Origin of the sequence: Pseudomonas syringae, from assembly GCF_001698815.1 — a bacterium.
Taxonomy (GTDB): Bacteria; Pseudomonadota; Gammaproteobacteria; order Pseudomonadales; family Pseudomonadaceae; genus Aquipseudomonas; species Aquipseudomonas syringae_A.
The window spans coordinates 205,514-227,568 of the sequence record NZ_LGSI01000056.1; the positions used below are offsets into that span (position 1 = coordinate 205,514).

Below are 22,055 nucleotides of genomic sequence, written 5' to 3' on the forward strand. Positions count from 1 at the left end.
TGCTTGCGAACATAGAATCTCCACCGAGTTGTGTTTATTTAGAAAGAAAGCGCATCCCTTCTTCCAAACCGCGCAAGGTCAGCGGATACATCTGATCTTCGATCAAGTCCCGCACGATATTGGTCGAAGTGGTATAGGCCCAGGCGTCTTTCGGGTAGGGGTTGATCCAGATGAGTTTCTTGAACTTGGCGGTGAAGCGTTGCATCCACAAGTAACCGGGCTCTTCGTTCCAGTGTTCAACACTGCCGCCCGCTTGAGTGATCTCGTAAGGCGCCATTGAGGCGTCGCCGATGAAGATGACTTTGTAGTCTGCGCCATATTTATGCAGCAGATCTTGAGTGGAAGTGCGCTCCGAGCCGCGGCGGGAGTTGTTCTTCCAGACCGATTCATAAATGAAGTTATGGAAGTAAAAGTATTCCAGGTGTTTGAACTCGGTCTTGCAGGCCGAAAACAACTCTTCGCAGATCTTCACGTGGGCGTCCATCGAGCCGCCGATGTCGAACAGCAGCAATAACTTGATGGTATTGCGCCGTTCCGGGCGCATCTGGATATTCAGCAGTCCGGCGTCGCGAGCGGTGTGGTCGATAGTGCCGTCGATGTCCAATTCTTCGGCCGCACCCTGGCGTGCAAACTTGCGCAGGCGGCGCAGGGCGATCTTGATGTTGCGGGTGCCCAGTTCCACTTGATCGTCGAGGTTCTTGTACTCGCGCTGATCCCAGACCTTGACCGCCTTGCCCTTGCGCTCGCCAGCATCGCCCACCCGAATGCCTTCCGGGTTATAGCCACCCGAGCCGAACGGGCTGGTGCCGCCGGTGCCGATCCATTTGTTGCCGCCCGCGTGGCGCTCTTTCTGTTCTTCGAGGCGTTTCTTGAACTCCTCGATGAGTTTGTCCAGGCCGCCCAGCGATTGAATCTGCGCGCGCTCTTCTTCGCTCAGTGAACGCTCGAACTCCTTGCGCAGCCAGTCTTCGGGGATCAACGCCTTGAGATGGTCATCGAGCTTTTCCAGGCCGTTGAAGTAGGCGCCGAATGCCCGGTCGAACTTGTCGAAATGACGTTCGTCCTTGACCAGGATCGTGCGCGCCAGATAGTAGAATTCGTCCATGTCAGCGAAGGTGACTCGCTGTTTCAGGGCGTTGATCAGGTCCAGTAGTTCGCGCACCGAGACCGGCACCTTGGCTGCGCGCATTTCGTTGAACAGGTTGAGCAGCATGGCTGTCGTCTCTCCGCAGGATCAGCGATTGCCGCGACGGCTCATGAACGCCAGTCGTTCCAATAGCTGAACGTCCTGCTCATTTTTGACCAGCGCCCCGGCCAGCGGCGGAATGGCCTTGGTCGGATCGCGCTCGCGCAGCACCGCTTCGCCAATGTTGTCGGCCATCAGCAGCTTCAGCCAGTCGACCAGTTCCGAGGTGGAAGGCTTTTTCTTCAGACCGGGCACTTTGCGCACATCGAAAAACACGTCCAGCGCTTCGCTGACCAGCTCTTTCTTGATGTCCGGATAATGCACATCGACGATTTTCTGCAGGGTCGGGCGATCAGGGAAGGCAATGTAGTGAAAGAAGCAGCGGCGCAGGAAGGCGTCTGGCAGCTCTTTTTCGTTGTTGGAAGTAATGATGATGATCGGCCGGATTTTGGCCTTGATGGTCTCGTCGATTTCGTAAACGTAGAACTCCATCTTGTCGAGTTCTTGCAGCAAATCGTTGGGGAATTCGATGTCGGCCTTGTCGATTTCGTCGATCAGCAGAATAACGCGCTCTTCGGCTTCGAAGGCTTCCCAGAGCTTGCCCTTCTTCAGGTAGTTGCGCACATCGTGGACTTTATCCACACCCAGTTGCGAATCGCGCAGACGGCTGACGGCATCGTATTCATAAAGGCCCTGATGCGCCTTGGTGGTGGACTTGATGTGCCAGGTGATCAATTTGGCGCCGAAGGACTCGGCCAGTTGTTCGGCGAGCATGGTCTTGCCCGTGCCGGGTTCACCTTTGACCAGCAGCGGGCGCTCCAGGGTAATTGCCGCGTTGACTGCCAGCTTGAGGTCGTCAGTGGCGACGTATGCGCGGGTGCCTTCAAACTTCATCGGTAAATCCTCGAACAAGGTGTGCGGACTATAACGCGCAGCCCCGGCCACTGTGAACGCAGACCGGGCATTCAATCGGTGAATGGGCGGTCGCGGGGTGGCGCTTTTAAGCTGAATTGACCTAACCCTTGCTCCCGTCATACCGCGCGTTGAACGCCTGGACGAACGCATTGCGTAGAATCTGCAAAAACGCCTGAAACGCGCTGATGTCCTGTTTGTGCACGCTGCCGCTGAGGTTCACGCGGGTGGCGAACTGGTTTTTGCTCTGGTTTTTCAGCACGGTTTCGCTGGTGCCAACCACCGCTTCCCAGATCGAACGGAAGAAGCCTTTGTTCTGATTCTCGACATCCTGCTGCCAGTTAAAGACATCAACGTCGCGCAGCAGCGGCTTGATATAACCGGTCAGTTGCCCTTTGTTGGCCTGCGCTTCAATGACCAGATCGCCGCTGCCGGCGTTGAAGTCGAACTTGCCGTACGCCGAAGCAAAGTCGTTGAGGCGCTTGAGTTCGATGTCGGTGGCGCGCAGGCGGAAGTCAAAGTCTTCGAAGTTGCTGAACGGATCGAACGTCGCCGACGATTCCAGATTCGCGTGGCCCAGCAACAGTGCCTTGCCTTCGAAACGCGCGTCACGTTTGCCTTCGACGTCTTCGACATTGGTCAGGTTATAAAGGCTGGCATTGACCTTGTCGGCTTCGATTTTCACCTTCGGTGTGGTGGTGAAGTTGTTGAAGGTGATAATCCCGTCCTGAATGCGCACTTCGTTGAGCGTGATGGGCAACAGCTTGTTCATCTGCGCGCGCCAGTCAGTGCCCTGACCGGTCTGCGACGCTTGTTTGTTGGCGCCGCCATCGACGAAGTTCAGCTCCGGACGCTGAAACACTACTTCGGCCACCACCGCGTGGTCGTACCACAGCGAATGCCAGCTGACGGCCAGGTCGATGACCGGTACTTTGACGAACGGCACTGGCACCTTGCCGTCGACCTTGACGATATTCAGCCCGTTGATCCTGTACGCCCCGCGCCACAAAGCCAGGTCGACATCCGTGACCTGTCCGCGGTAATCGCCCATTTCGGCGAGTTTGTCGTTCAAATAGTTGCGCACCACATAGGGGAGGGCGATGTGCACAGCAATCAGCAGCACGACGATTCCCGCGAGGGTCCAGAGTGGCCAGCTGTAGCGACGTTTCATGGTAGCGGTCTCGGGTTTTGTTCAGTGGTTGACTGCATGCGCGCGCATCCGTTCGCTGCGACTGGACGGCCGCAGGGCTGGGGGCATAGGCTTTGGTTTTTCAAAGTCCCTAAATGAACGTGCACAAGGACACCACCATGAGCCGTATCTACGCTGACAACGCCCATTCAATCGGCAACACACCCCTGGTGCAGATCAATCGCATCGCCCCGCGCGGGGTTACCATCCTGGCCAAGATCGAAGGGCGCAATCCGGGCTACTCGGTGAAATGCCGGATCGGCGCCAGCATGATCTGGGATGCTGAAAGCAAGGGCAAACTCAAGCCCGGCATGACTATTGTCGAACCGACCTCAGGCAATACCGGCATTGGCCTGGCTTTCGTCGCCGCCGCCCGTGGCTATAAATTGATGCTGACCATGCCGGCCTCGATGAGTATCGAACGCCGCAAAGTGCTCAAGGCGCTGGGTGCCGAGCTGGTGTTGACCGAACCCGCCAAAGGTATGAAAGGCGCCATCGAAAAGGCCGAAGCACTGCTGGCCAGCGATCCTGAAAAATTCTTCATGCCGGCCCAGTTCGAGAACCCGGCGAACCCGGCCATCCACGAAAAAACCACGGGCCCGGAAATTTGGAACGACACTGACGGCGCCATTGATGTGCTGGTCGCCGGCGTCGGCACCGGCGGCACGATTACCGGCGTGTCGCGCTACATCAAGAACACAGCGGGCAAGCCTATTCTGTCTGTGGCGGTCGAACCCCTCGGTTCACCGATCATCACCCAGGCGCGTGCCGGTGAAGAGATCAAACCCAGCCCGCACAAGATTCAGGGCATCGGCGCCGGGTTCATCCCGAAAAACCTGGACCTGTCACTGGTCGACCGGGTGGAACTGGTCAGCGATGAGGAAGCCAAAACCATGGCACTGCGCTTGATGCAGGAAGAAGGTATTTTGTGCGGGATTTCCTGCGGCGCCGCCATGGCGGCAGCGGTGCGCATGGCCGAAACGCCGGAAATGCAGGGCAAGACGATCGTGGTGATCCTGCCGGATTCCGGCGAGCGTTATTTGTCGAGCATGTTGTTCAGCGATCTGTTTACCGACCAGGAGCTGCAACAGTAACAATATCTTTAGTCTTGCCAGCTTTTGGTAAGGTCGGCTTGCGTTTATGATGGCCGGCTCGCGAACCGCAAAGGGGTTGTTCCAGATCATTCTGGGCGGTTCGCCAGCCGCATAAGATCCATGATTTTCCAGCACTACGTTCAGCGCTTGGCCATTGCCTGTTTCGAGGAGAGTTAGATGACGTTTTCATTTGCTGCCAAGGCATCGATCCTGATGCTATTTCTGGCCAGCACGCTGTACGTGCATCTGCGCGGTAAAGCGCGGTTGCCGCTGCTACGTCAGTTTGTTAACCACTCGGCGCTGTTCGCACCTTATAACGCCTTGATGTACCTGTTTTCCAAAGTGCCGTCCAAGCCGTACCTGAACCGTCAGGACTTCCCTGAGCTGGACGTGCTGAAGAACAATTGGGAAACCATCCGCGACGAGGCCATGCACCTGTTCGACGAAGGCTATATTCGTGCCGCCGAAAAGAACAACGACGCCGGTTTCGGTTCGTTCTTCAAGAAGGGCTGGAAGCGGTTTTACCTCAAGTGGTACGACAAGGCGTTGCCTTCCGCCGAAGCGCTCTGCCCAAAGACCGTGGCATTGGTCAACAGCATTCCCAACGTCAAAGGCGCCATGTTCGCGTTGTTGCCGGGTGACAGCCATTTGAACCCGCATCGCGACCCGTTCGCCGGTTCTTTGCGTTATCACCTGGGCTTGTCGACGCCCAACTCCGATGACTGCCGCATTTATGTCGACGGTCAGGTGTACGCCTGGCGTGACGGGGAAGACGTGATGTTCGACGAAACCTACGTGCATTGGGTCAAGAACCAGACCGACAAAACCCGCGTCATCCTGTTCTGCGACATCGAACGCCCGTTGCGCAGCCGCATCATGACGCGCATCAATCGTTGGGTCAGCGCCTGGCTGGGCCGCGCCACCGCGCCGCAGAACCTGGATGATGAACGCGTCGGCGGCATCAATCGCGCCTACGCCTGGAGCAAGAGCTTCAGCGACGTCTTCAGCGGCAAGGTCAAACAACTCAAACGCAAGCATCCCAAGGCTTATCGGGTATTGCGCCCGTTGCTGGCAGTGGTGGTGCTGACGTTGCTGGGTTATTGGTTGTTTGGTTGAAATAAACCTCGCCCACACGATGAATCATTCGTAGGACCGGATTTATCCGGGAGGGGGCCTGTCTCGTCGCGACGTGATGACCTGACAAAACCCGATACTTTAAGACCGACGCCCTCGCGAATAAATTCGCTCCTACGGAGCGCGGGCCCGCCTGCTATTGCTTAACTCGTGTGCCGCTGGTTATAGTCGGCGCTGGCATTGCTGAAACCTTTTGTTGCAATGCCTCCTCATCCCTCAAGAAGACGAGCGCCATGCCTGCTTCCCACGTTCAGTTGAAGTTCGACGCCGCAGCTTTTGCTGCTGCCGAGCCGTGTGGATGCAAACAGCTCTCCTTCATGCGTTACCCGCCACCTTCCCCTGTGTACACGTCGGTTGCAGCACCGCCAGGCGTCGTCCTGCCGGTTTGATGGGCCGCTTCTAACCAAGCCGCGCCTGTCGATACAACCGCAAAAAAATCGAAAAACACATCGTTGGCCCGAACTTGCCGGGCCTGCCAATGCGTGTCCGATCACAGGTGGTATTCATGTTCATCAATACAAAACTGGCTTCGTTGGCCACTACAACGTTATTTGTCCTGCTGTGGAGCAGCGGAGCGATTTTCTCCAAGTGGGGGCTGGCCCACGCGTCACCGTTTGCTTTTCTACTGATCCGCTTCCTGCTGGCACTGATCGCCCTTGCAGTATTGATCCCGATGCTGGGCTACAAGCTGCCCGTTACCGGCAAACCGCTGCTGTATGCCGCAGCGACCGGTGCCGTGTTACTGGGGGCTTATCAGATTTTCTATCTGCTGGCGCTGGACCTGAAAGTCACGCCCGGTGTGATGGCGACCATCATGGGCGTGCAGCCGATCCTCACTGCGGTGGTCATGGAGCGCAATCGGGCCTGGACGCGCCTGTTCGGTCTGGGCCTGGGATTGGCCGGATTGATTCTGGTGGTCTATCAGAGTATCGGTCTGGGCGGGATGTCCATGGCGGGCATGCTGTTTGGCTTGTTGGCGATGATCAGCATGACCTGCGGCTCGATCATGCAAAAGCGCATCACCGATAACCCGCTGGGAACGCTGCCGGTGCAATACCTGGCCGGCGCGCTGCTGTGTGGCGTGTTCGTGCCGTTTCAGCCGTTCCACTTCGAAATCAGCACCGGCTTCATCGTGCCGGTGCTGTGGATGGGGCTGGTGGTCTCGGTGCTGGCGACGTTCTTGCTGTATCGATTGATCGCCCAGGGCAATCTGGTCAACGTCACCAGCCTGTTCTATCTGGTCCCGGCAGTAACAGCGATCATGGACTACCTGATCTTCGGCAACCGCCTCGCGTTGCTGAGCCTGTTCGGCATGCTGCTGATCGTGGTGGGGCTGATGTTTGTGTTTCGTAAGCCGAGTTGACGCCTGACTGCGGCGGCGCACTTTCCCGCAATGGCCCGTAGGAGCGGCTTCAGCCGCGAGGGCTTGCTCCCGGCTGAAGCCGGTCCTACAGCCGGTGCTACCTCCTGAAAATCAATGTGCCTTCGCCGACGCAACAGCCGCAGGCTTCAACACCAGCCACAACGCCACTGCGATCAGCGCGCCGCCATACAGGTGCGCCATGGACAGCGGCTCATCCAGCAGCAACGCGCCCCACAGCACGCCAAATGGCGGGATCATGAAGGTTACGGTCATGGAGCTGAGCGGGCCGATGCTGCTCATCAGGCGGAAATACAGAATGTAGGCGAACGCCGTGCAAATCAGGCCCAACCCAAGCAGCGACAACCACACGTTAATACCACCCCAAGTCGCCGGAGGATCGGTGAACACTCTATAGCCGAACAATGGCAGAAGCAGCAGAGTCGCGCCGAGCATGCTGCCCAGCGCCGAAAGTCGACTGTCCAGACCGCCTTGCTGATCCAGCCAGCGTCGGGTCAGGAATCCTGCGAACGCGTAGCAGGTCGTCGCCAGCAGGCAGGCCAGTGCGCCGGTCAGCAATTCCAGATTGAATGCCACCGGCCCTGCGCGCGTCAGGATCCCCACGCCAACCAGGCCGAGGAAGACGCCAATGATTTTCACCGTCGAGAGTTTTTCGCTGAAGAACAGGCCGCCGACCAGGACGCCCATCAGCGGCGTAGTCGCGTTGAAGATCGACGAATAACCGGCTGGCATGACCTGCGCCGCCAGCGAATACATGGTCGCTGGCAGCCCGGAGTTGATCACGCCCAGCATCATGCAGGTCTTGAGCTTGCCGCGAAAATCCCAGTCGATGCGCATCAGCCAGAGAATGACCAGGAGCCCGACCGCCGCAATCGATACGCGAAAAAAGGCAGTGGGCACGGTGCCTAGCACCGGCGCGATGATGCGCATGAACAAAAAGCTCGCGCCCCAGATCGCGGCGAGCGCGATCAGGCGAATAATGTCGGCGGGTTTCATGGAAAGTCTTCCTTGGCAGAAGGCCGGGAGTTTTACCGGGAGGCGAGGGCGGTTGCAATCTTTGCTGACGATTTTGCTCACCCGTCCAGATGTCTCAGGCGCTGCTAAGCTGCGGCATACGAATCCAGCAGAGATCCCCAAATGTCCACGCCATGGCCCGCCGCTGATATCGCTCGCATGATCCTGGACGGTTTCGATGATTATCGGGAGGATTTTCGGCAGATCGCTGACGGTGCCCAGTCTCGTTTCGAGCAGGCGCTGTGGCAGGAAGCCCAGCGCGCTTCGGCGGCGCGGATCAGTCTCTATGAAGAGAAGGTCAACCAGACCATCAAGACCCTTGGATCCGCCTTCGCCGCCGAGCAATTGCTCAACGTGACGTGCTGGCCGCTGGTCAAAAGCGCTTACATTCAGCTGATTGATGTGCGGCTGGACGACGAACTCTCGGAAACCTGGTTCAACTCGATTTTCTGCGGGCTGTTCAGTCATGACCTGATCAGCGACGGCTGCATGTTCATCCACACCACCCGACCGACCTTGCGCCATCACGAGCGCGCCGCCCAGACGCGGACCTTTCACCCGCAAGGTGATTTGTCCGGCATGCTGGAGCAGATTTTCAGCGCCTACCGGTTCAGCGTTCCCTACGCCGATCTGCCCGGCGACCTGCAACGACTGGAAGCCCAGTTGCGCGAGAGCCTGCCCGACTGGGTGTGCAAGGACCCGAACCTGAGCGTCGAACTGTTTTCATCGATCCTGTTTCGCAACAAGGGCGCGTATCTGGTAGGCAGGGTTTTTACCCTCGACGAGCAATGGCCGCTGGTAATTGCGCTGCTGCATCCGGAAGGTCAAGGCATCCGGATCGATGCACTGATCACCGATGAAGCCGAAGTCTCGATCATTTTTTCCTTCACCCGCTCGTACTTCATGGTGGATGTGCCGGTGCCGGCGGAATTCGTCAGCTTCCTCAAGCGCATCCTGCCGGGCAAACACATTGCCGAGCTGTACACCTCGATTGGCTTTTACAAGCACGGCAAGTCGGAGTTTTATCGCGCGCTGATCAATCATCTGGCCAGCACCGATGATCGCTTCATCATGGCGCCCGGCGTGCGCGGCATGGTCATGAGCGTCTTTACCCTGCCGGGCTTCAATACCGTGTTCAAGATCATCAAGGATCGGTTTTCGCCGTCAAAGAACGTCAACCGCGCGACAGTCATCGAAAAATACCGGCTGGTGAAAAACGTCGATCGGGTCGGGCGCATGGCCGATACCCAGGAGTTCGCCGATTTTCGTTTCCCATTGAGTAAATTCGAACCTGACTGCCTGACCGAACTGCTGCAAGTGGCGGCGTCGACTGTGCACGTGGAGGGCGACACTGTGTTGATCCGCCACTGCTGGACCGAGCGGCGCATGACTCCGCTGAATCTGTACCTGGAACACGCCAACGACGCGCAGATCCGCGAAGCGCTGGAAGACTACGGGCTGGCGATCAAGCAATTGGCCGCCGCGAATATCTTCCCCGGCGACATGTTGCTGAAAAATTTCGGCGTCACCCGTCATGGCAGGGTCGTGTTTTATGACTACGACGAGATTTGCTACCTGACCGAAGCCAACTTCCGCCACATTCCCGCGCCGCGCACCCCGGAAGACGAAATGGCCTCAGAACCCTGGTATTCCATCGGGCCGCATGACGTTTTCCCTGAGGAATTCCCGCCGTTTCTGTTTGCCGATATCAAGCAGCGTCGGCTGTTCGACAGCCTGCACGGCGAGCTGTACAACGCCGATTACTGGAAAAGCCTGCAGGACGCGATTCGCGCGGGCAAGGTGATCGATGTGTTCCCGTATCGCCGAAAGGAAAGGCCATAACGACGCCGTGAGATTTCTGTAGGAGGGAATTCATTCCCGAACAGGCCTGCGCTGATACCAGATGTCTTGGATGACTGCCCCGACGCCTTCCCGGATAAATCCGGTCCCACTGCGTTGTACGACCCCTCAATTCAAACTCACATGCCGACTCAACAACGCGCGCAGCGCCGCAGGTTTGACCGGCTTGGCCAAAAAATCCAGCCCGGCGGCGTGGACTTGCGCGATGAGCTCTGGTCGCCCGTCGGCACTGATGACCACGCCCGGCACCGGTTCTCCCAGACGAGTGCGTAGCCAGGCCATCAATTCGGTGCCGGTTTCGCCCTCGTCCAGATGGAAATCCACCAGCGCCAGTTGCGGCCGCACGCCTTGTTCCAGCAACGCTTCGCACTGCTGACGATTGCGAGCGGTCCAGACCTGGCAACCCCAGCGAGTGAGCAGGCTGTTCATGCCGATCAGGATGCTGTCTTCATTGTCGATGCACAGCACCTGCGTGCCGCCGAGCATTGGACGATCCGGCTCGCTGAATTTTTCGGCGACTGGCTTCTGGGCCCGGGCCAGCGGCACGCTGACGCTGAACACACTGCCTTTGCCGGGCCAGGAGCGGACCTGCAACGGATGGCCCAACACGCGGCACAGCCCATCGGCAATCGCCAGCCCGAGTCCCAGGCCTTTTTCGGCGCGGGTCTGGTGGCTGTCCAGACGCTTGAACTCCTCGAAAATAACCCGCTGCTTGTCCTCTGGAATACCCGGCCCACGGTCCCAGACTTCCAGATTCAAATACGTGCCACGGCGGCGCACGCCCAGCAGCACCGGGCCTTTGGCGTAGCGGAAAGCGTTGGTCAGGAAATTCTGCAGCACGCGCCGCAGCAGCTTCAAGTCGCTGTCCACCCGTAGCGATGTGCCGCGGACGCGGAATTTAATCCCTTGCTCCCGAGCCAGCGCCTTGAATTCAGCACCGAGTGGATCGAACAAGGTGTTCAGGGAAAATGGCTGGCGATCCGGGTTGATCTTGCCGTTCTCCAGACGGGAAATGTCCAGCAGATCGCTGATCAAGTCCTCGGCCGAGCGCAGCGAGCTGTCCAGATGCTGCACCAACTGTTGGGCTTCGGCGGACATTTCCCCGTCTTGATGGGACAGCGCTGCGGAAAACAGGCGAGCCGCATTTAAGGGCTGCATCAGGTCATGGCTGACCGCGGTGAGAAAACGGGTTTTCGACTGGTTGGCCGCTTCGGCGGTGCCCTTGGCATCCGTCAGCGCAACGTTCAGCTGCGACAGCTCACGAGTGCGTTCCGCGACCCGTTGCTCAAGGCTCTCGTTGGCGCCAATGAGCGCGTGTTCGGCATCGCGGAACGCGGTGATGTCGGTGAAACTCATGACAAAGCCGCCGCCGGGCATGGGGTTGCCGATCAACTCGATGACGCGACCATTGGGGAACATCCGTTCCGAGGTGTGCGCACGGCCCTGGCGCATCCAGTGCAGACGGCGGGCCACGTGAACTTCAGCTTCGCCGGGGCCGCACAAACCACGCTCGGCGTTGTAGCGGATGATGTCGGCGATGGGGCGGCCGACGCTGATCAAGCCGTCTGGATACTTGAACAGCTCCAGATAACGATGATTCCATGCCACCAGTTTCAGGGACTGATCGACAACGCTGATGCCCTGAGTGATGTTCTCGATAGCACCTTGCAGCAAAGCCCGGTTGAATTGCAGCACCTCGGAAGCTTCGTCGGCGATGCGCACCACGTCTTCGAGTTGCATCTCCCGGCCCTCGATGGCCGCCTTGACCACCGCGCGGGTCGATGACGCGCCCAGTACCCCGGCCAGCAAACGCTCGGTGTGGGCGATCCAGTCGGCGTTGGCATTCTGGTTCGGGTTGAAGCCTTTGCCCTGACGGTAGGCAAAGCGAATAAAGCTTTGGCGTGCCCGTTCCTCACCCACGAAACGCGCCGAGAGGCTGAGCAGGTCTTCGATCTGCACGGCGAGCAACGGGCGACTGCTGGGGCGTACATGGATTTCCTGACCAATGAAGCGTCCGGCCTGCCAATGCTCGGACACCCGCGTGCGGGAGATCACCGACACCCAGCCAAACAGAATGAAGTTGCCGGCCAGGGACAACACCACGCCTTGGGTCAGCGGGGTGATCGGCAGGTTCAGCGGGTTGCCGTGCAGCCAGGCCAGCAGCGGAAAGCTGCTCAACGACCAGCCCATGCCGTGGGCGGCAATAGGCAGCACCAAGGTGTAGAACCAGAGAAAAATGCCCGCAGCCAGCCCGGCGAACACCCCGCGTCGGTTGGCCTGCTTCCACCACAGCGCGCCGAACATCGCCGGGGACAGCTGAGTGATCGCGGCGAAGGCGATCTGGCCGATGGTCGCCAGACTCGCCGTCGAGCCCAGCAGCCGATAGCAGACATAGGCCAGCAACAGAATCACCACGATGCTGACCCGGCGCACCGACAGCATCCAGTGGCGAAACGCCTCGAACGGTCGTTCGGTGGTTTTGCGGCTCAACAGCCAGGGCAACAGCATGTCGTTGGAAACCATGGTCGACAGCGCGACGCTGGCGACAATCACCATGCCCGTGGCCGCCGAAGCGCCACCGATGAACGCCAGCAAGGCCAGCGACGGATGCGCATGGGCCAGCGGCAGGCTGATCACGAACGAGTCGGGCAGTACCGAACCGGGCAGCAGCATTTGCCCGGCCAGTGCAATAGGCACCACAAACAATGCCGCCAGGGCCAGATAAGCCGGGAACACCCATTTGGCCAGGCGCAGATCCTGCGGATCGATATTTTCCACCACCGTCACGTGAAACTGGCGCGGCAGGCAGACAATCGCCATCATCGCCACGCCGGTCTGCACCACCATGGAAGGCCAGTTGATGGTTTCCTTCCAGTATTGCTCCAGGCGCGGCGCGAGCATGGCCTGGTTGAACAGATCGTCGAAGCCGTCATACAGGCCGTAAGTGACAAACGCCCCGACCGCCATGAAAGCGAACAGCTTGACCAGCGACTCAAAGGCGATAGCGAGCACCATGCCGCGATGGTGTTCGGTGACGTCCAGCGTGCGGGTACCAAACAGAATGGTGAACAGCGCCAGCACCAGCGACACGATCAACGCGGTGTCCTGCGCCCGGGTGCCGGTCGCGTCCGCCACCGCACCGATCAGGATATTCACCCCGAGCACGATGCCCTTGAGCTGCAAGGCTATATAAGGCAGCACACCCATCAGACAGATCAGCGCCACCACCACCGCCAGCGATTGCGACTTGCCGTAGCGCGCGGCGATGAAGTCAGCTATGGACGTGATGTTCTCCTGCTTGCTGATCAGCACCATCTTCTGCAACACCCAGGGCGCCAGCACCATCAGCACGATCGGCCCCAGATAAATCGGCAAGAACGACCACAACTGCTCGGCCGCCTGGCCCACCGCACCGAAGAACGTCCAGCTGGTGCAATACACCGCCAGCGACAAGCTATACACCCACGCCCGCACTCGCGGCGGCAACGACGTAGTGCGCCGATCACCGTAAAAGGCGATGGCGAACATAATGGCCATATAAACCAGGGCAACGGCAGCAATCAGCCCGCTGGACAGCGACATAGAAATTCAGAGCCTCAAGGACAAGCTTGCTAGTCTCGCATGCTGGCCGGGGGTTGTAGGAGCGACTTTAGTCGAGAGCACCGAGGAGCCTGCGCTTCCGTCTTCCCGGACAAGTCCGGTCCTACTTGGCAATACACAACCCGGTAGGAGGGAACTTGTTCCCGAAGGATGCTGCTGACAACGAAATTCTGCAGCGACTTCACCGACGCCTTCCCGGACAAGTCCGGTCCCACGACGTCGCGGTCCAACTGTAGGAGCGAATTTATTCGCGAGGGGGGGGCGGTAATTGCTCTGAAGGTATCGCCCTTTTGAACCTGCCAAGATCAGCACGTCGGCGACCCTTGTAGGGTAATTCCTTAAACAAAAGTAGGACCAATCTGCTTTTCCTGTCCCTGTATTGCGGGCGCTTTTCCGACCCCGCATCGTCGCCCCTTTCTGCACAACGAAAGGATAGCGAGCAGATGTCCGATGCAATTACCCGACTCCTTGACCTGCCCACGCTGGACGCGCCTCGGGAGGAACACGGGCAATCGATGATCTTCATCATTGATGCGTTCCATACCAAGCCAGCCTGGGGTGTAACCCAACTACAAATGCAAGGCCACCCCTTTAATTACGAACTGCTTTGGTTCGGCACGGCATTGAAGGACCACGCCCTGAAAGGCCCCACCTGGTTCGTTCTGCCGCCAACGGGAGTGGCGGGCATGGCCCAGGTTTGTCATCAGCGCCCCAAAGGCATCGCCCTGCGTTGTCGTGATGCCGAAGCAGCGCTGGCCCACGCCCGCAAATTGATGGCAATGCCGCTGGGCAGATCAAACATTCTAAGTTTCTACAACCCGGTGCACTGGACTGCGCTGGCGATGGAAGCGGGCGACAACCTCGGTTGCCTGCTGGGGCCATGGGATGCGGTTTATACCCCCGCACCAAGCCTCAAGCCGGATGCCAATCGCTGGCATGAGTGGCGAGTCGATACGCCGGTCGCAGCCGATTCCTGCACCTGGCCGCTGGCCTTTCCTGACAGCGTATTCACCACCTTCAAGGACGTGCGCTGGGTGTATTGGCTGCGGGAAAACCCGAACCATTTCGGCGGCGTGCCTGACAGCGAATTGCCGAGGCTGGCACGTAATCTCGACTTCCTCGTCAAGCATCGCATCGGCGTCGACGAAGACCTGCTGGAAATTCCCCACCTGATCATTCACGGCGAGCTGGCCGACCGAACCGACCTGCTGCCGATTCTTGCTTCATCCGAACGACCACACCGCAAAGTCGCGCAACTGCTGGAGGCCGTGCAGCCATGAACACGCAAACCTATGTCGTCCAGCAGGACGACACCCTGAGCACACTTGCCCAACGTTTCGGCAGCAGCGTCAGCCAACTGCGCGAGCTGAACCCCTTCATCAACAATCCCAACTACATTCGTGCCGGCTGGACGCTGCAAATCCCGGCACCGGGCAGTGAAGTGGCTGCGACGGAGCTCGAACCTCCCGTAAGTAAAGTCCTCAAGCTGGAGCCAACACCGGAAAGCGCGGAACACGGCACCACCAACTTTTGTGGCGAGCAGGACTGCAACAAGAGCAATCACTATTACGACATTCTTTACGAAGTCGGGCAGGACAGCTTCTGGCTGATGCGCGAGCACACGCTGGACGTACTGGTTAAAGCAGCGGACAGATTGAAAAAAGCCGTCGTCACCACCGACGCGGATTCGCGCCTCAAGGCGCTGGACGAGCGCGGGTTGATGGACTTTTTCCTGGTGCCGAAGTTAAGCAGCTTTCTGGATGCGGGTAAGAGTCAGAGGTATCACGAGCTTGAAAAGAAGCTGAAAGAACTCGGGGATGAAATCAGGCAGATCGGCTCACTGGAAACCTCGGATTTTGGCCGGGAATATATGTGTAAGCCTGCTTTTGCCATCCACACACCAGAAGAACTCCAGCGAAAAAAACGCGACTTCAGAGAGATGGACAATGAAAGATTCGTCCTTAAGGCTGAAGCTGAACAACAGGCGCTGAAGGAAGGCTACCGTTTCGTCGGCTCGGAATTGTTCAGCCCTGAAGCCATTGAAATGGAAAAAATTATTCAGGCCTACCTCAAGCAACGGCAGAACTTGATCGATGGCAAGATCCCCGATTTCAAACAAGAGGAAATCGACCAGTTTCGCAAAGTCCACGCCAAACTGGTGGCTGATCTGGACGCTGGAAAATACGACCCAAACATCAATCTGGCCGAGTGGGTTAGAGAATCCGAAAGTTTGTTCCGCTATTCGGAATTCACCAAAACATTAATGCGAGCAGCGGCCTATGGCATTGCCTTGCCCGAATTCGCCTTGCATAACCCTGACGAGGATATTTCCTGGGGCATCAAGCGCTATCGGGATTACCACGAGCTGCTCAAGAACAAAGCCGACCTGGAAAAAAATATTGAAACCAGTTTTGACACTTGGCTGCGGGTTGGCCGGCAACAGCCACCAAGCAGCCTGTTCGAGCAAGAAAAGTGCCAATGGCGGGATCTGGAAAACAAGGAAAAGGCGCTCAAACAGGACGCTGAAGACATCATCCGCGCCCGAAAACCGGCCTTGCACCTGCTCTGGAATCCGGAAACGTTCGAGCCAAAACCTGTACAGCGTCTGGTACGCAGTAACTTTCCCCTGCGAGAAATCAGCGTGCCGACTGAACGCGCACGTCTTAGCCATCTCAGCTTCAAGGATCTGCGCAATAGCCTGGGGACACAGGAGCAAAAGACCCTCCAGGAAGATCTGGCCAAGATCGCCGCCGAGGCAGGCAACCCCGATTTCAAAATCGACGCTGGCAACCTCAGCGACGGCGACGCGCTCGACTATTGGTTCATCCATATGGACGCCAGACGCCTGAAAATCCAGGATGACTGGTTCGACACGTCCGGTTTTTTCGCCCCTGGGCGATTTAAGGCGTACCTCAAAGCGCAGGGTTTCTATATCGAGAACCTGCGTGATGACGCCGAGTTCGAGGCGTGGGGCAATGGCCTCAAGCAAATGCTCTTCAAGAAAAACCCTCTCGGCCCCCTGCGTCTGGTGGATAACAGCCCGCAAGCGCGCTTGATTCGCTGCCTCACACCACCGCAAAGCAATTTGCACAGCGGCGCCACGGCCAAAGGCTTCGAACTCAGCTTGAGCAAAGGCGCCAGCGCCAGTGTCGAGGCATTTCTGAACATCAACCTCGCGCGGGGCGAAGTCGAACTGCTTCAGTTCGAACTCCCCAAACGCACCCAGGCCACCTCCGTTAAAGCGAAATATATAAATTTCAACCAGCAGGAATCTGAAGTCGACCTTGGCCGCTTCTGCCTGGAAGGCGGCATCAAAGCCTGGGGATTCGCCGGCGCGTCCATGCTGCTTAGCTCCAACATGGCCCTCAAACCCAGCGACAGTAAAAACGACGTTGAACTGGACACCAGCCGCGACGCTCAGCGCGGCATCACCCGCGTCGACGTGTACGGCCTGCCCAACGTGCGTGCGGACGAAGTCATCAGCGCCAATCTCAACCTGTTCGCAGGTGTGCAAGCGGGCATCAAGATCAGCGGCAGCTTGCAATGGGCACCTCCCCAAGACCTGCTGACCGCCCGCAGCGTGCAGCCTTATAACGAGCTGGACCCCAGCAAAAAAGACTGGCTGGCCGTTGCGTCCCTGGGTGCCAACCTCAGTGCCGCCGCTGGCGTGGGTGGTAAAGGTGAATTCAGCCTGTCCCTGCAAAACGGTCAGATCATCCTGCGTCTCAAAGCCGCGCTCATCGCCGGAGTCGGCGCCGACGGCGATTTCAGCTTCGTCCTCGGCTACAAAGCCCTGGTGCACTTCCTCGATATATTCAACCGGGAGTTGATCAGAAACGAATACCACAAACTTGACTGGATCATGCCAGAGGCGTTTGAGTATTTTGCTAAAGCGCAGGTGTTGCATGCTGTTGGGGTGGATCTTCAATGGTTGTTTTTGTTGGGGTATAACAAGGTTAAATCGCTGTTTGACGCGATGACGGCGGGGGATCGGGCAGGGGTTATGGCGTTGCAGGTTGCTGCGACTCATAGGAAATTAGAAATCCAGGAGTGGTATGCAACATTAACGCCTGAAGGACTCGGCTCTTTGCTGAATACCCTAATTCAGGCGCCTGCCGCTATGGATAATTTAGCAGCGGTCGCAATAGATGGGGTGATAACGCAAACTTTCAATACTGAGGAAATGCATTCTCTTCAGCAACGAGCTATCGCAGTTGTTCTAGGCGCAATTGTAAAACATGGAAGCACACCATCACTAGCATCCGCACAGAGAAAATTCGAAGAGGCCATCATCCGTTTGGGGGGATTCGAAAAGCCGTTTTCAGATATGCCCTGTTATAGAAATAATGTTGAGCGCTTGGATAAGTTTATGTCTAAAGTGCTATCGATCGACACTGGTGAAAATCTGGTAGTGCGCGAGCGGTATTTCAATTACAGAGATTTGCTAGGAGCTGACGCCGATAAGAAGCTTAATGCGTATTGTTCTTTCGATGTAAAGAGTTTTTTTAAACTCAAAAAATAAAGGATCGGGATTGCTATGAAGCTCATTTGTGTATTGTTAGCAGTGTTCTGGGCTGGTGGAACAATGGCAGGGCTAACTGCGGAGCAACAGGAGGCCAAAATCAAAGGGATGTATCTCTATAATCTTATCCGCCACGATGAGGCCCAAGCCTCTTTGAAACTCGCCGCAGATGCAGGGGATGTTGACGCGCAATATTACCTCGCTGAAATCATCCGTCAGGGCAAGATGATGATGACTGTAGAGGCTAGCAAGTTGTACGAGTCTGCAGCTAAACAAGGCAGTGTTGATGCCATGATCAGATTGGCGAACGTAAAAAATGATCTATGCGTTATTACTGGCAGTTGTCCTCTGACTGCTCATGCCCCGAATGAGTGGGCACATGAAGCGCGAAAAATAGCAGAGGCCAAGGCAAAAGATGGTGATAATGAAGCGATGCGTCAGTTATTTAGCCTGACAGGGGAGTTAAAGTTTTTATTTCAGGCTGCGGAGGCTGGAAATGGCGAAGCGCAATATAGGCTTGCAGGCCTGTATCGCGAAGGGTTCGGTTTTTTTATTTTACCCAATAACAGGGCGAAAGAAGTTGAAAAATGGCTATTACGCTCCGCTGAAAGCGGAAATCCGCATGCCATGAATAGCTATGCTAATCTCTTATTGCGCAGAGATGATAAGAAAAAAGCGGGTATTTGGATTGAAAAAGCTGCGCAGGTTGGACATGTCGGTGCGATGTCTTCTTACATCGCCTATACCGCGCATATGCCTAATGCGGTTGATTATCCTCTTGATTACGTAAAGGCTTATGGCTTGGCGTTATTGTTCAGCAGTGCCAGATTCGATACCTCGGATCTAAGTTTTTCCGCGAAAATTCTAGCAAAAATTGCACCTGAAATGAGCCAAAAACAGCTAGATGATGCGAAATTTTTTTCGGAGCAATGGGCGAAAATTTACCCGGCATTGTCTGAGTTTCGGCCAAAATACACGTATTGAATATCTTGCTTTTAGATGGTTGGCGGGTGATATGAGTTGTTTGATGTTTGGGGTTTTAGACTTTGAAAGTATTTAATATCCGTTTGGGCGTTTTTATTTCGCTTGGAGGCCTCATTTTTCAGTCGCTCGCTATGGCTGTACTTGCCCCAGATCAGGTTGGCGCGAAAGTAAAAGGTGCCTTTCTATATAATCTTAATCGACACACTGACGCGGTACCTTTTTTAAAAATCGCCGCGGAAGCAGGTGATCGGGAATCACAATATTTCTTGGGCGAAGTGTTGAGAAAACGGGCCACATTTGTGAATGATCTGTCAAAGCATTGGTTTGAATTGGCTGCTCATCAAAATGATGTCTATGCCATGATGCGGCTGTTCAAGACGAGCGATGAGGTGTGCAGATATCTGAATAACTGCGCTCCTGAAACGAGAAGCCCTAAGCATTGGCGCGAGACAGCGCACGCATTTGCTATGGCCCGTGCGGCCAAAGGTGACGGGGAGGCGATGTATCAATTATATTTGATGAGCGGTGAGTTTGATTGGCTTATAAAGTCAGCTGAAGCGGGCTTTGGTGAGGGTCAATATTGGCTTAGTGTTGAATATAGACAAGGAGAGGGCTTTTTTATCGTTCCCGGCAGGCGGCTCAAAACTGCTGATAAGTGGTTGGTGGCTGCTGCCAATTCGAATTACGTACCAGCTATTGAAGAGCTGACTACGCTCCTGGCTGAACGAAATGATATTGCTGGAATTATGTATTGGACGGAACGGGCTGCAAAAGCAGGCGGTATTGAAGCGACAGTCGACTTGGCTGCGTGGATGACTGATACCTCAGATTATTTGAAGCTTCCCCTGGATTTGGTTAAGGGTTATGGACTCATGTTAGTTGTTGCGCAGGCAGAGCTTCCGAGCAGGAGGGGAATTGATGAAAGGCAGCTGAAGGAGCTCGAAAGGCGTATGGAGCCTGAGCAAATAACGGCAGGCAAAGCTTTCGCGGAGGAAAGGAAAAAAACAAATGCGCCGCTTTCGCGCTTTCCCATTAGGTACGGGTTGTAGTTCGAGTCGTCATTCTCTCGTACATTTATAATCATTCACCCCAAGCTGCCCATTTTCAGAGGATCCTGCGGTGCGCACATGGTTCGTCAGTTGTGTTTCGTTTTGCTGGTTTTTCTTCAGCCCGTTATCGTTATCCCAAATTTCCTTCGATCTCGAATCCGCTAAGAAACAAGGCCTGATTTTGTACAACATGTCGTTAGGAAAACAGGTTAATAATCAGGCAGCACCGCTGATCGAGGTAGCGGCAAAGGCAGGCGATCCTGAATCCCAATATTACATGGGTGAAATTGAGCGGCAGAAATCAATGTTCATGACTTCTGAGGCACAGCTTTGGTACCAAAAAGCTGCTGGTCAAGGAGACATATATTCGATGCTTCGTTTGGCTACCGCGGATAACAAGCTTTGTCAGTTGCTGAAGAACTGCGGATTGGCAGTTAAAACGTCTGAAGAATGGGCTGATTCGGCTCGCATTTTAGGGGAGCAGCGCGCTAGCCAGCGCAACGGCGAAGCCATGTTTCAACTTTATTTATTGACTGGTGATCTGGACTGGCTCGTCAAGTCTACGGATGCTGGCTTTCCTGAAGGGCAGGACTGGTTAGCCGTTCAATATCAGGAAGGAGCCGGATTTTTTCTGATTCCCGGCAAGCGCGACGAAGAAATTGAGCGGCTGTTTCGCGCTGCGGCTCATGCGGGATATGTTCCCGCGATGGGTAACCTGGCCATGTATTTGCTCTCAAAGAAAGACTTGGTAGGTGCCGGTAATTGGATCAAGGCAGCCGCCGAACATGGCCATTTTGGTGCGGTTAGTAGTTATGGCGCTTGGAGCGCCCATGCGCCAGATCGAGTTGGTTTACCGCTGGATTTGGTAAAAGCTTATGGGTTGATATATTTATTGGCTGAAGCCGAGCCAGGTGCGTATGGCTACGGTGAAAGAAAGTTGAAAAAAATTTCCGACATGATGAGTGACGAACAAATAGAAGCTGGAAAAGCTTTCGCTGAAGAATGGAAGAAAACCCACCCGCCATTGTCTAGGTTTTTGCCTAAATATGGATTTTAAAGCTTATTAATAATCGTGCGTGTAAATCTCAACTATATAGAAGTATGTGAAATGCTTAAATTAGGATGGTGGTAGAGGTGAATCATGTATCAATAATTATCGGCATGTTAATGGTTGTGAGCGCCTTTGACGTTTTTGCAGCATTGAATGCTGATCAGATATCAGCCAAAAATAAAGGTCTATATCTCTATAATCTTATTCGTCACGAGGAAGCGATACCTTATCTCAAACCTGCCGCAGACGCAGGGGACGTTGATGCGCAATATTATCTTGCTGAAATAATCCGGCAGGGCAAGATGATGATGACCGAAGAGGCATACAAACTGTATGAGTCGGCGGCAAAACAAGGCAGTGTTGATGCCATGATCAGGTTGGCAGATACAAAGGATGATTTGTGCGTCATTGCCGGGAGCTGTCCACTCGGTGAGCACACCCCGGATGAGTGGTTTCGAGAGGCCCAAAAAACTGCGGAAGCCAGAGCGCAAAGCGGCGACAATGAGGCAATGCGGCAGTTATTCGGATTGACTGGAGAATTAAGGTTTTTGATTCAGGGGGCCGAAGCAGGAAATGGTGAAGCGCAATACAAGCTTTCGAGCCTCTATGACGAAGGCTTGGGTTTTTTCATCTTTCCCGGTAGTAGGGAAAAGGAGGCAGAAAAATGGCTGGCACGATCTGCTGAAAGTGGTTATCCGCGGGCCATGAACGACTATGGGCATCTTTTGGTGGGGCGTGGAGAGAAAAAAAATGGAGGTGAATGGATAGAGAAAGCCGCAAAAACTGGTTATATGGGGGCTTTGTCATCGTACTTGGTGTATACAGCGCATATGCCTAATAAAGTTGATTATCCCCTTGATTATGTGAAGGCTTACGGTTTGGCATTGTTGTTTCGTGACTCAGAGCCGGAAACGTCCAATCTAAGCTTTGGCAAAAAAATGCTCGCAAGAGTCGCACCTAAAATGAACCAACAGCAAATAATTGATGCTCAATATTTTGCTGAGCAGTGGAAAAGGAACTATCCGCCTTTATCCGAATTTCGACCGAAATATACGTACTGAGTGTCAAGTATTAGGGAG

Annotated in this window: 15 protein-coding genes; 10 read left to right on the top strand and 5 right to left on the bottom strand. The window is 55.7% G+C overall.

The features are described 5' to 3' along the window. Positions 1-34: 34 nt before the first annotated feature. The 3 genes from AFK24_RS20170 to AFK24_RS20180 all read right to left on the bottom strand — a co-directional run bounded on the left by AFK24_RS20170 (position 35) and on the right by AFK24_RS20180 (position 3,269). Positions 35-1,213, bottom strand: coding sequence for a vWA domain-containing protein (locus AFK24_RS20170; protein WP_065834894.1), 1,179 nt, complete (start codon positions 1,211-1,213; stop codon positions 35-37). A gap of 21 nt (positions 1,214-1,234) precedes the next feature. After that, entirely contained in the window at positions 1,235-2,080 is an 846-nt protein-coding gene (locus AFK24_RS20175) for an AAA family ATPase (protein ID WP_065834895.1), read from the bottom strand. Between the two features lie 121 nt (positions 2,081-2,201). Then, entirely contained in the window at positions 2,202-3,269 is a 1,068-nt protein-coding gene (locus tag AFK24_RS20180; protein WP_065834896.1) for a DUF748 domain-containing protein, read from the bottom strand. A gap of 137 nt (positions 3,270-3,406) precedes the next feature. Between AFK24_RS20180 and cysK the strand changes: the two genes are divergently transcribed. The 3 genes from cysK (at position 3,407) to AFK24_RS20195 (ending at position 6,878) form a co-directional block, all read left to right on the top strand. Beyond that, positions 3,407-4,381, top strand: a complete 975-nt coding sequence (gene cysK / locus AFK24_RS20185) for a cysteine synthase A (protein WP_065834897.1) — start codon at positions 3,407-3,409, stop codon at positions 4,379-4,381. A gap of 177 nt (positions 4,382-4,558) precedes the next feature. Next, the gene (locus tag AFK24_RS20190; RefSeq protein WP_065834898.1) at positions 4,559-5,497 is read left to right on the top strand and encodes an aspartyl/asparaginyl beta-hydroxylase domain-containing protein; all 939 of its coding nucleotides are present in this window, start codon (positions 4,559-4,561) and stop codon (positions 5,495-5,497) included. Between the two features lie 523 nt (positions 5,498-6,020). After that, entirely contained in the window at positions 6,021-6,878 is an 858-nt protein-coding gene (locus AFK24_RS20195) for a DMT family transporter (RefSeq protein ID WP_065834899.1), read from the top strand. Between the two features lie 111 nt (positions 6,879-6,989). Here the strand turns inward: AFK24_RS20195 and AFK24_RS20200 are convergent, their stop codons facing one another. Next, the gene (locus tag AFK24_RS20200; protein WP_065834900.1) at positions 6,990-7,892 is read right to left on the bottom strand and encodes a DMT family transporter; all 903 of its coding nucleotides are present in this window, start codon (positions 7,890-7,892) and stop codon (positions 6,990-6,992) included. Positions 7,893-8,033: 141 nt separating this feature from the next. Between AFK24_RS20200 and aceK the strand changes: the two genes are divergently transcribed. Beyond that, positions 8,034-9,752, top strand: coding sequence for a bifunctional isocitrate dehydrogenase kinase/phosphatase (gene aceK, locus AFK24_RS20205; RefSeq protein ID WP_065834901.1), 1,719 nt, complete (start codon positions 8,034-8,036; stop codon positions 9,750-9,752). 126 nt (positions 9,753-9,878) lie between these two features. Here aceK and AFK24_RS20210 read toward each other — a convergent pair whose 3' ends face one another. Continuing rightward, complete coding sequence (locus tag AFK24_RS20210) at positions 9,879-13,352, bottom strand: hybrid sensor histidine kinase/response regulator (protein ID WP_065834902.1); 3,474 nt, start codon at positions 13,350-13,352, stop codon at positions 9,879-9,881. 461 nt (positions 13,353-13,813) lie between these two features. Here AFK24_RS20210 and AFK24_RS20215 point away from each other — a divergent pair, with 461 nt between their 5' ends. The 6 genes from AFK24_RS20215 to AFK24_RS20240 all read left to right on the top strand — a co-directional run bounded on the left by AFK24_RS20215 (position 13,814) and on the right by AFK24_RS20240 (position 22,037). Next, entirely contained in the window at positions 13,814-14,650 is an 837-nt protein-coding gene (locus tag AFK24_RS20215; protein WP_065834903.1) for a hypothetical protein, read from the top strand. After that, positions 14,647-17,892, top strand: coding sequence for a LysM peptidoglycan-binding domain-containing protein (locus AFK24_RS20220; RefSeq protein ID WP_065834904.1), 3,246 nt, complete (start codon positions 14,647-14,649; stop codon positions 17,890-17,892). Before AFK24_RS20215 ends, AFK24_RS20220 begins: the two co-directional genes overlap by 4 nt. A 15-nt stretch (positions 17,893-17,907) precedes the next feature. Further along, positions 17,908-18,876: a tetratricopeptide repeat protein gene (locus AFK24_RS20225; RefSeq protein ID WP_065834905.1), complete on the top strand. Its 969-nt coding sequence runs from the start codon at positions 17,908-17,910 to the stop codon at positions 18,874-18,876. 62 nt (positions 18,877-18,938) lie between these two features. Beyond that, complete coding sequence (locus AFK24_RS20230; protein ID WP_139110543.1) at positions 18,939-19,925, top strand: tetratricopeptide repeat protein; 987 nt, start codon at positions 18,939-18,941, stop codon at positions 19,923-19,925. 70 nt (positions 19,926-19,995) lie between these two features. Then, a complete protein-coding gene (locus tag AFK24_RS20235; RefSeq protein ID WP_065834906.1) occupies positions 19,996-20,982 on the top strand; it encodes a tetratricopeptide repeat protein in 987 nt (328 codons plus the stop codon). Between the two features lie 77 nt (positions 20,983-21,059). Then, positions 21,060-22,037: a tetratricopeptide repeat protein gene (locus AFK24_RS20240; RefSeq protein ID WP_170826367.1), complete on the top strand. Its 978-nt coding sequence runs from the start codon at positions 21,060-21,062 to the stop codon at positions 22,035-22,037. The last annotated feature ends 18 nt before the right edge of the window (positions 22,038-22,055 follow it).

Bases quoted from the DNA above. Each gene is read 5' to 3' on its own strand.
- AFK24_RS20220 (WP_065834904.1), top strand. From the start codon at position 14,647: ATGAACACGCAAACCTATGTCGTCCAGCAGGACGACACCCTGAGCACA.
- AFK24_RS20210 (WP_065834902.1), bottom strand. From the start codon at position 13,352: ATGTCGCTGTCCAGCGGGCTGATTGCTGCCGTTGCCCTGGTTTATATG.
- AFK24_RS20180 (WP_065834896.1), bottom strand. From the start codon at position 3,269: ATGAAACGTCGCTACAGCTGGCCACTCTGGACCCTCGCGGGAATCGTC.
- AFK24_RS20215 (WP_065834903.1), top strand. From the start codon at position 13,814: ATGTCCGATGCAATTACCCGACTCCTTGACCTGCCCACGCTGGACGCG.
- AFK24_RS20195 (WP_065834899.1), top strand. From the start codon at position 6,021: ATGTTCATCAATACAAAACTGGCTTCGTTGGCCACTACAACGTTATTT.
- aceK (WP_065834901.1), top strand. From the start codon at position 8,034: ATGTCCACGCCATGGCCCGCCGCTGATATCGCTCGCATGATCCTGGAC.
- AFK24_RS20190 (WP_065834898.1), top strand. From the start codon at position 4,559: ATGACGTTTTCATTTGCTGCCAAGGCATCGATCCTGATGCTATTTCTG.
- AFK24_RS20225 (WP_065834905.1), top strand. From the start codon at position 17,908: ATGAAGCTCATTTGTGTATTGTTAGCAGTGTTCTGGGCTGGTGGAACA.
- cysK (WP_065834897.1), top strand. From the start codon at position 3,407: ATGAGCCGTATCTACGCTGACAACGCCCATTCAATCGGCAACACACCC.
- AFK24_RS20200 (WP_065834900.1), bottom strand. From the start codon at position 7,892: ATGAAACCCGCCGACATTATTCGCCTGATCGCGCTCGCCGCGATCTGG.
- AFK24_RS20175 (WP_065834895.1), bottom strand. From the start codon at position 2,080: ATGAAGTTTGAAGGCACCCGCGCATACGTCGCCACTGACGACCTCAAG.
- AFK24_RS20170 (WP_065834894.1), bottom strand. From the start codon at position 1,213: ATGCTGCTCAACCTGTTCAACGAAATGCGCGCAGCCAAGGTGCCGGTC.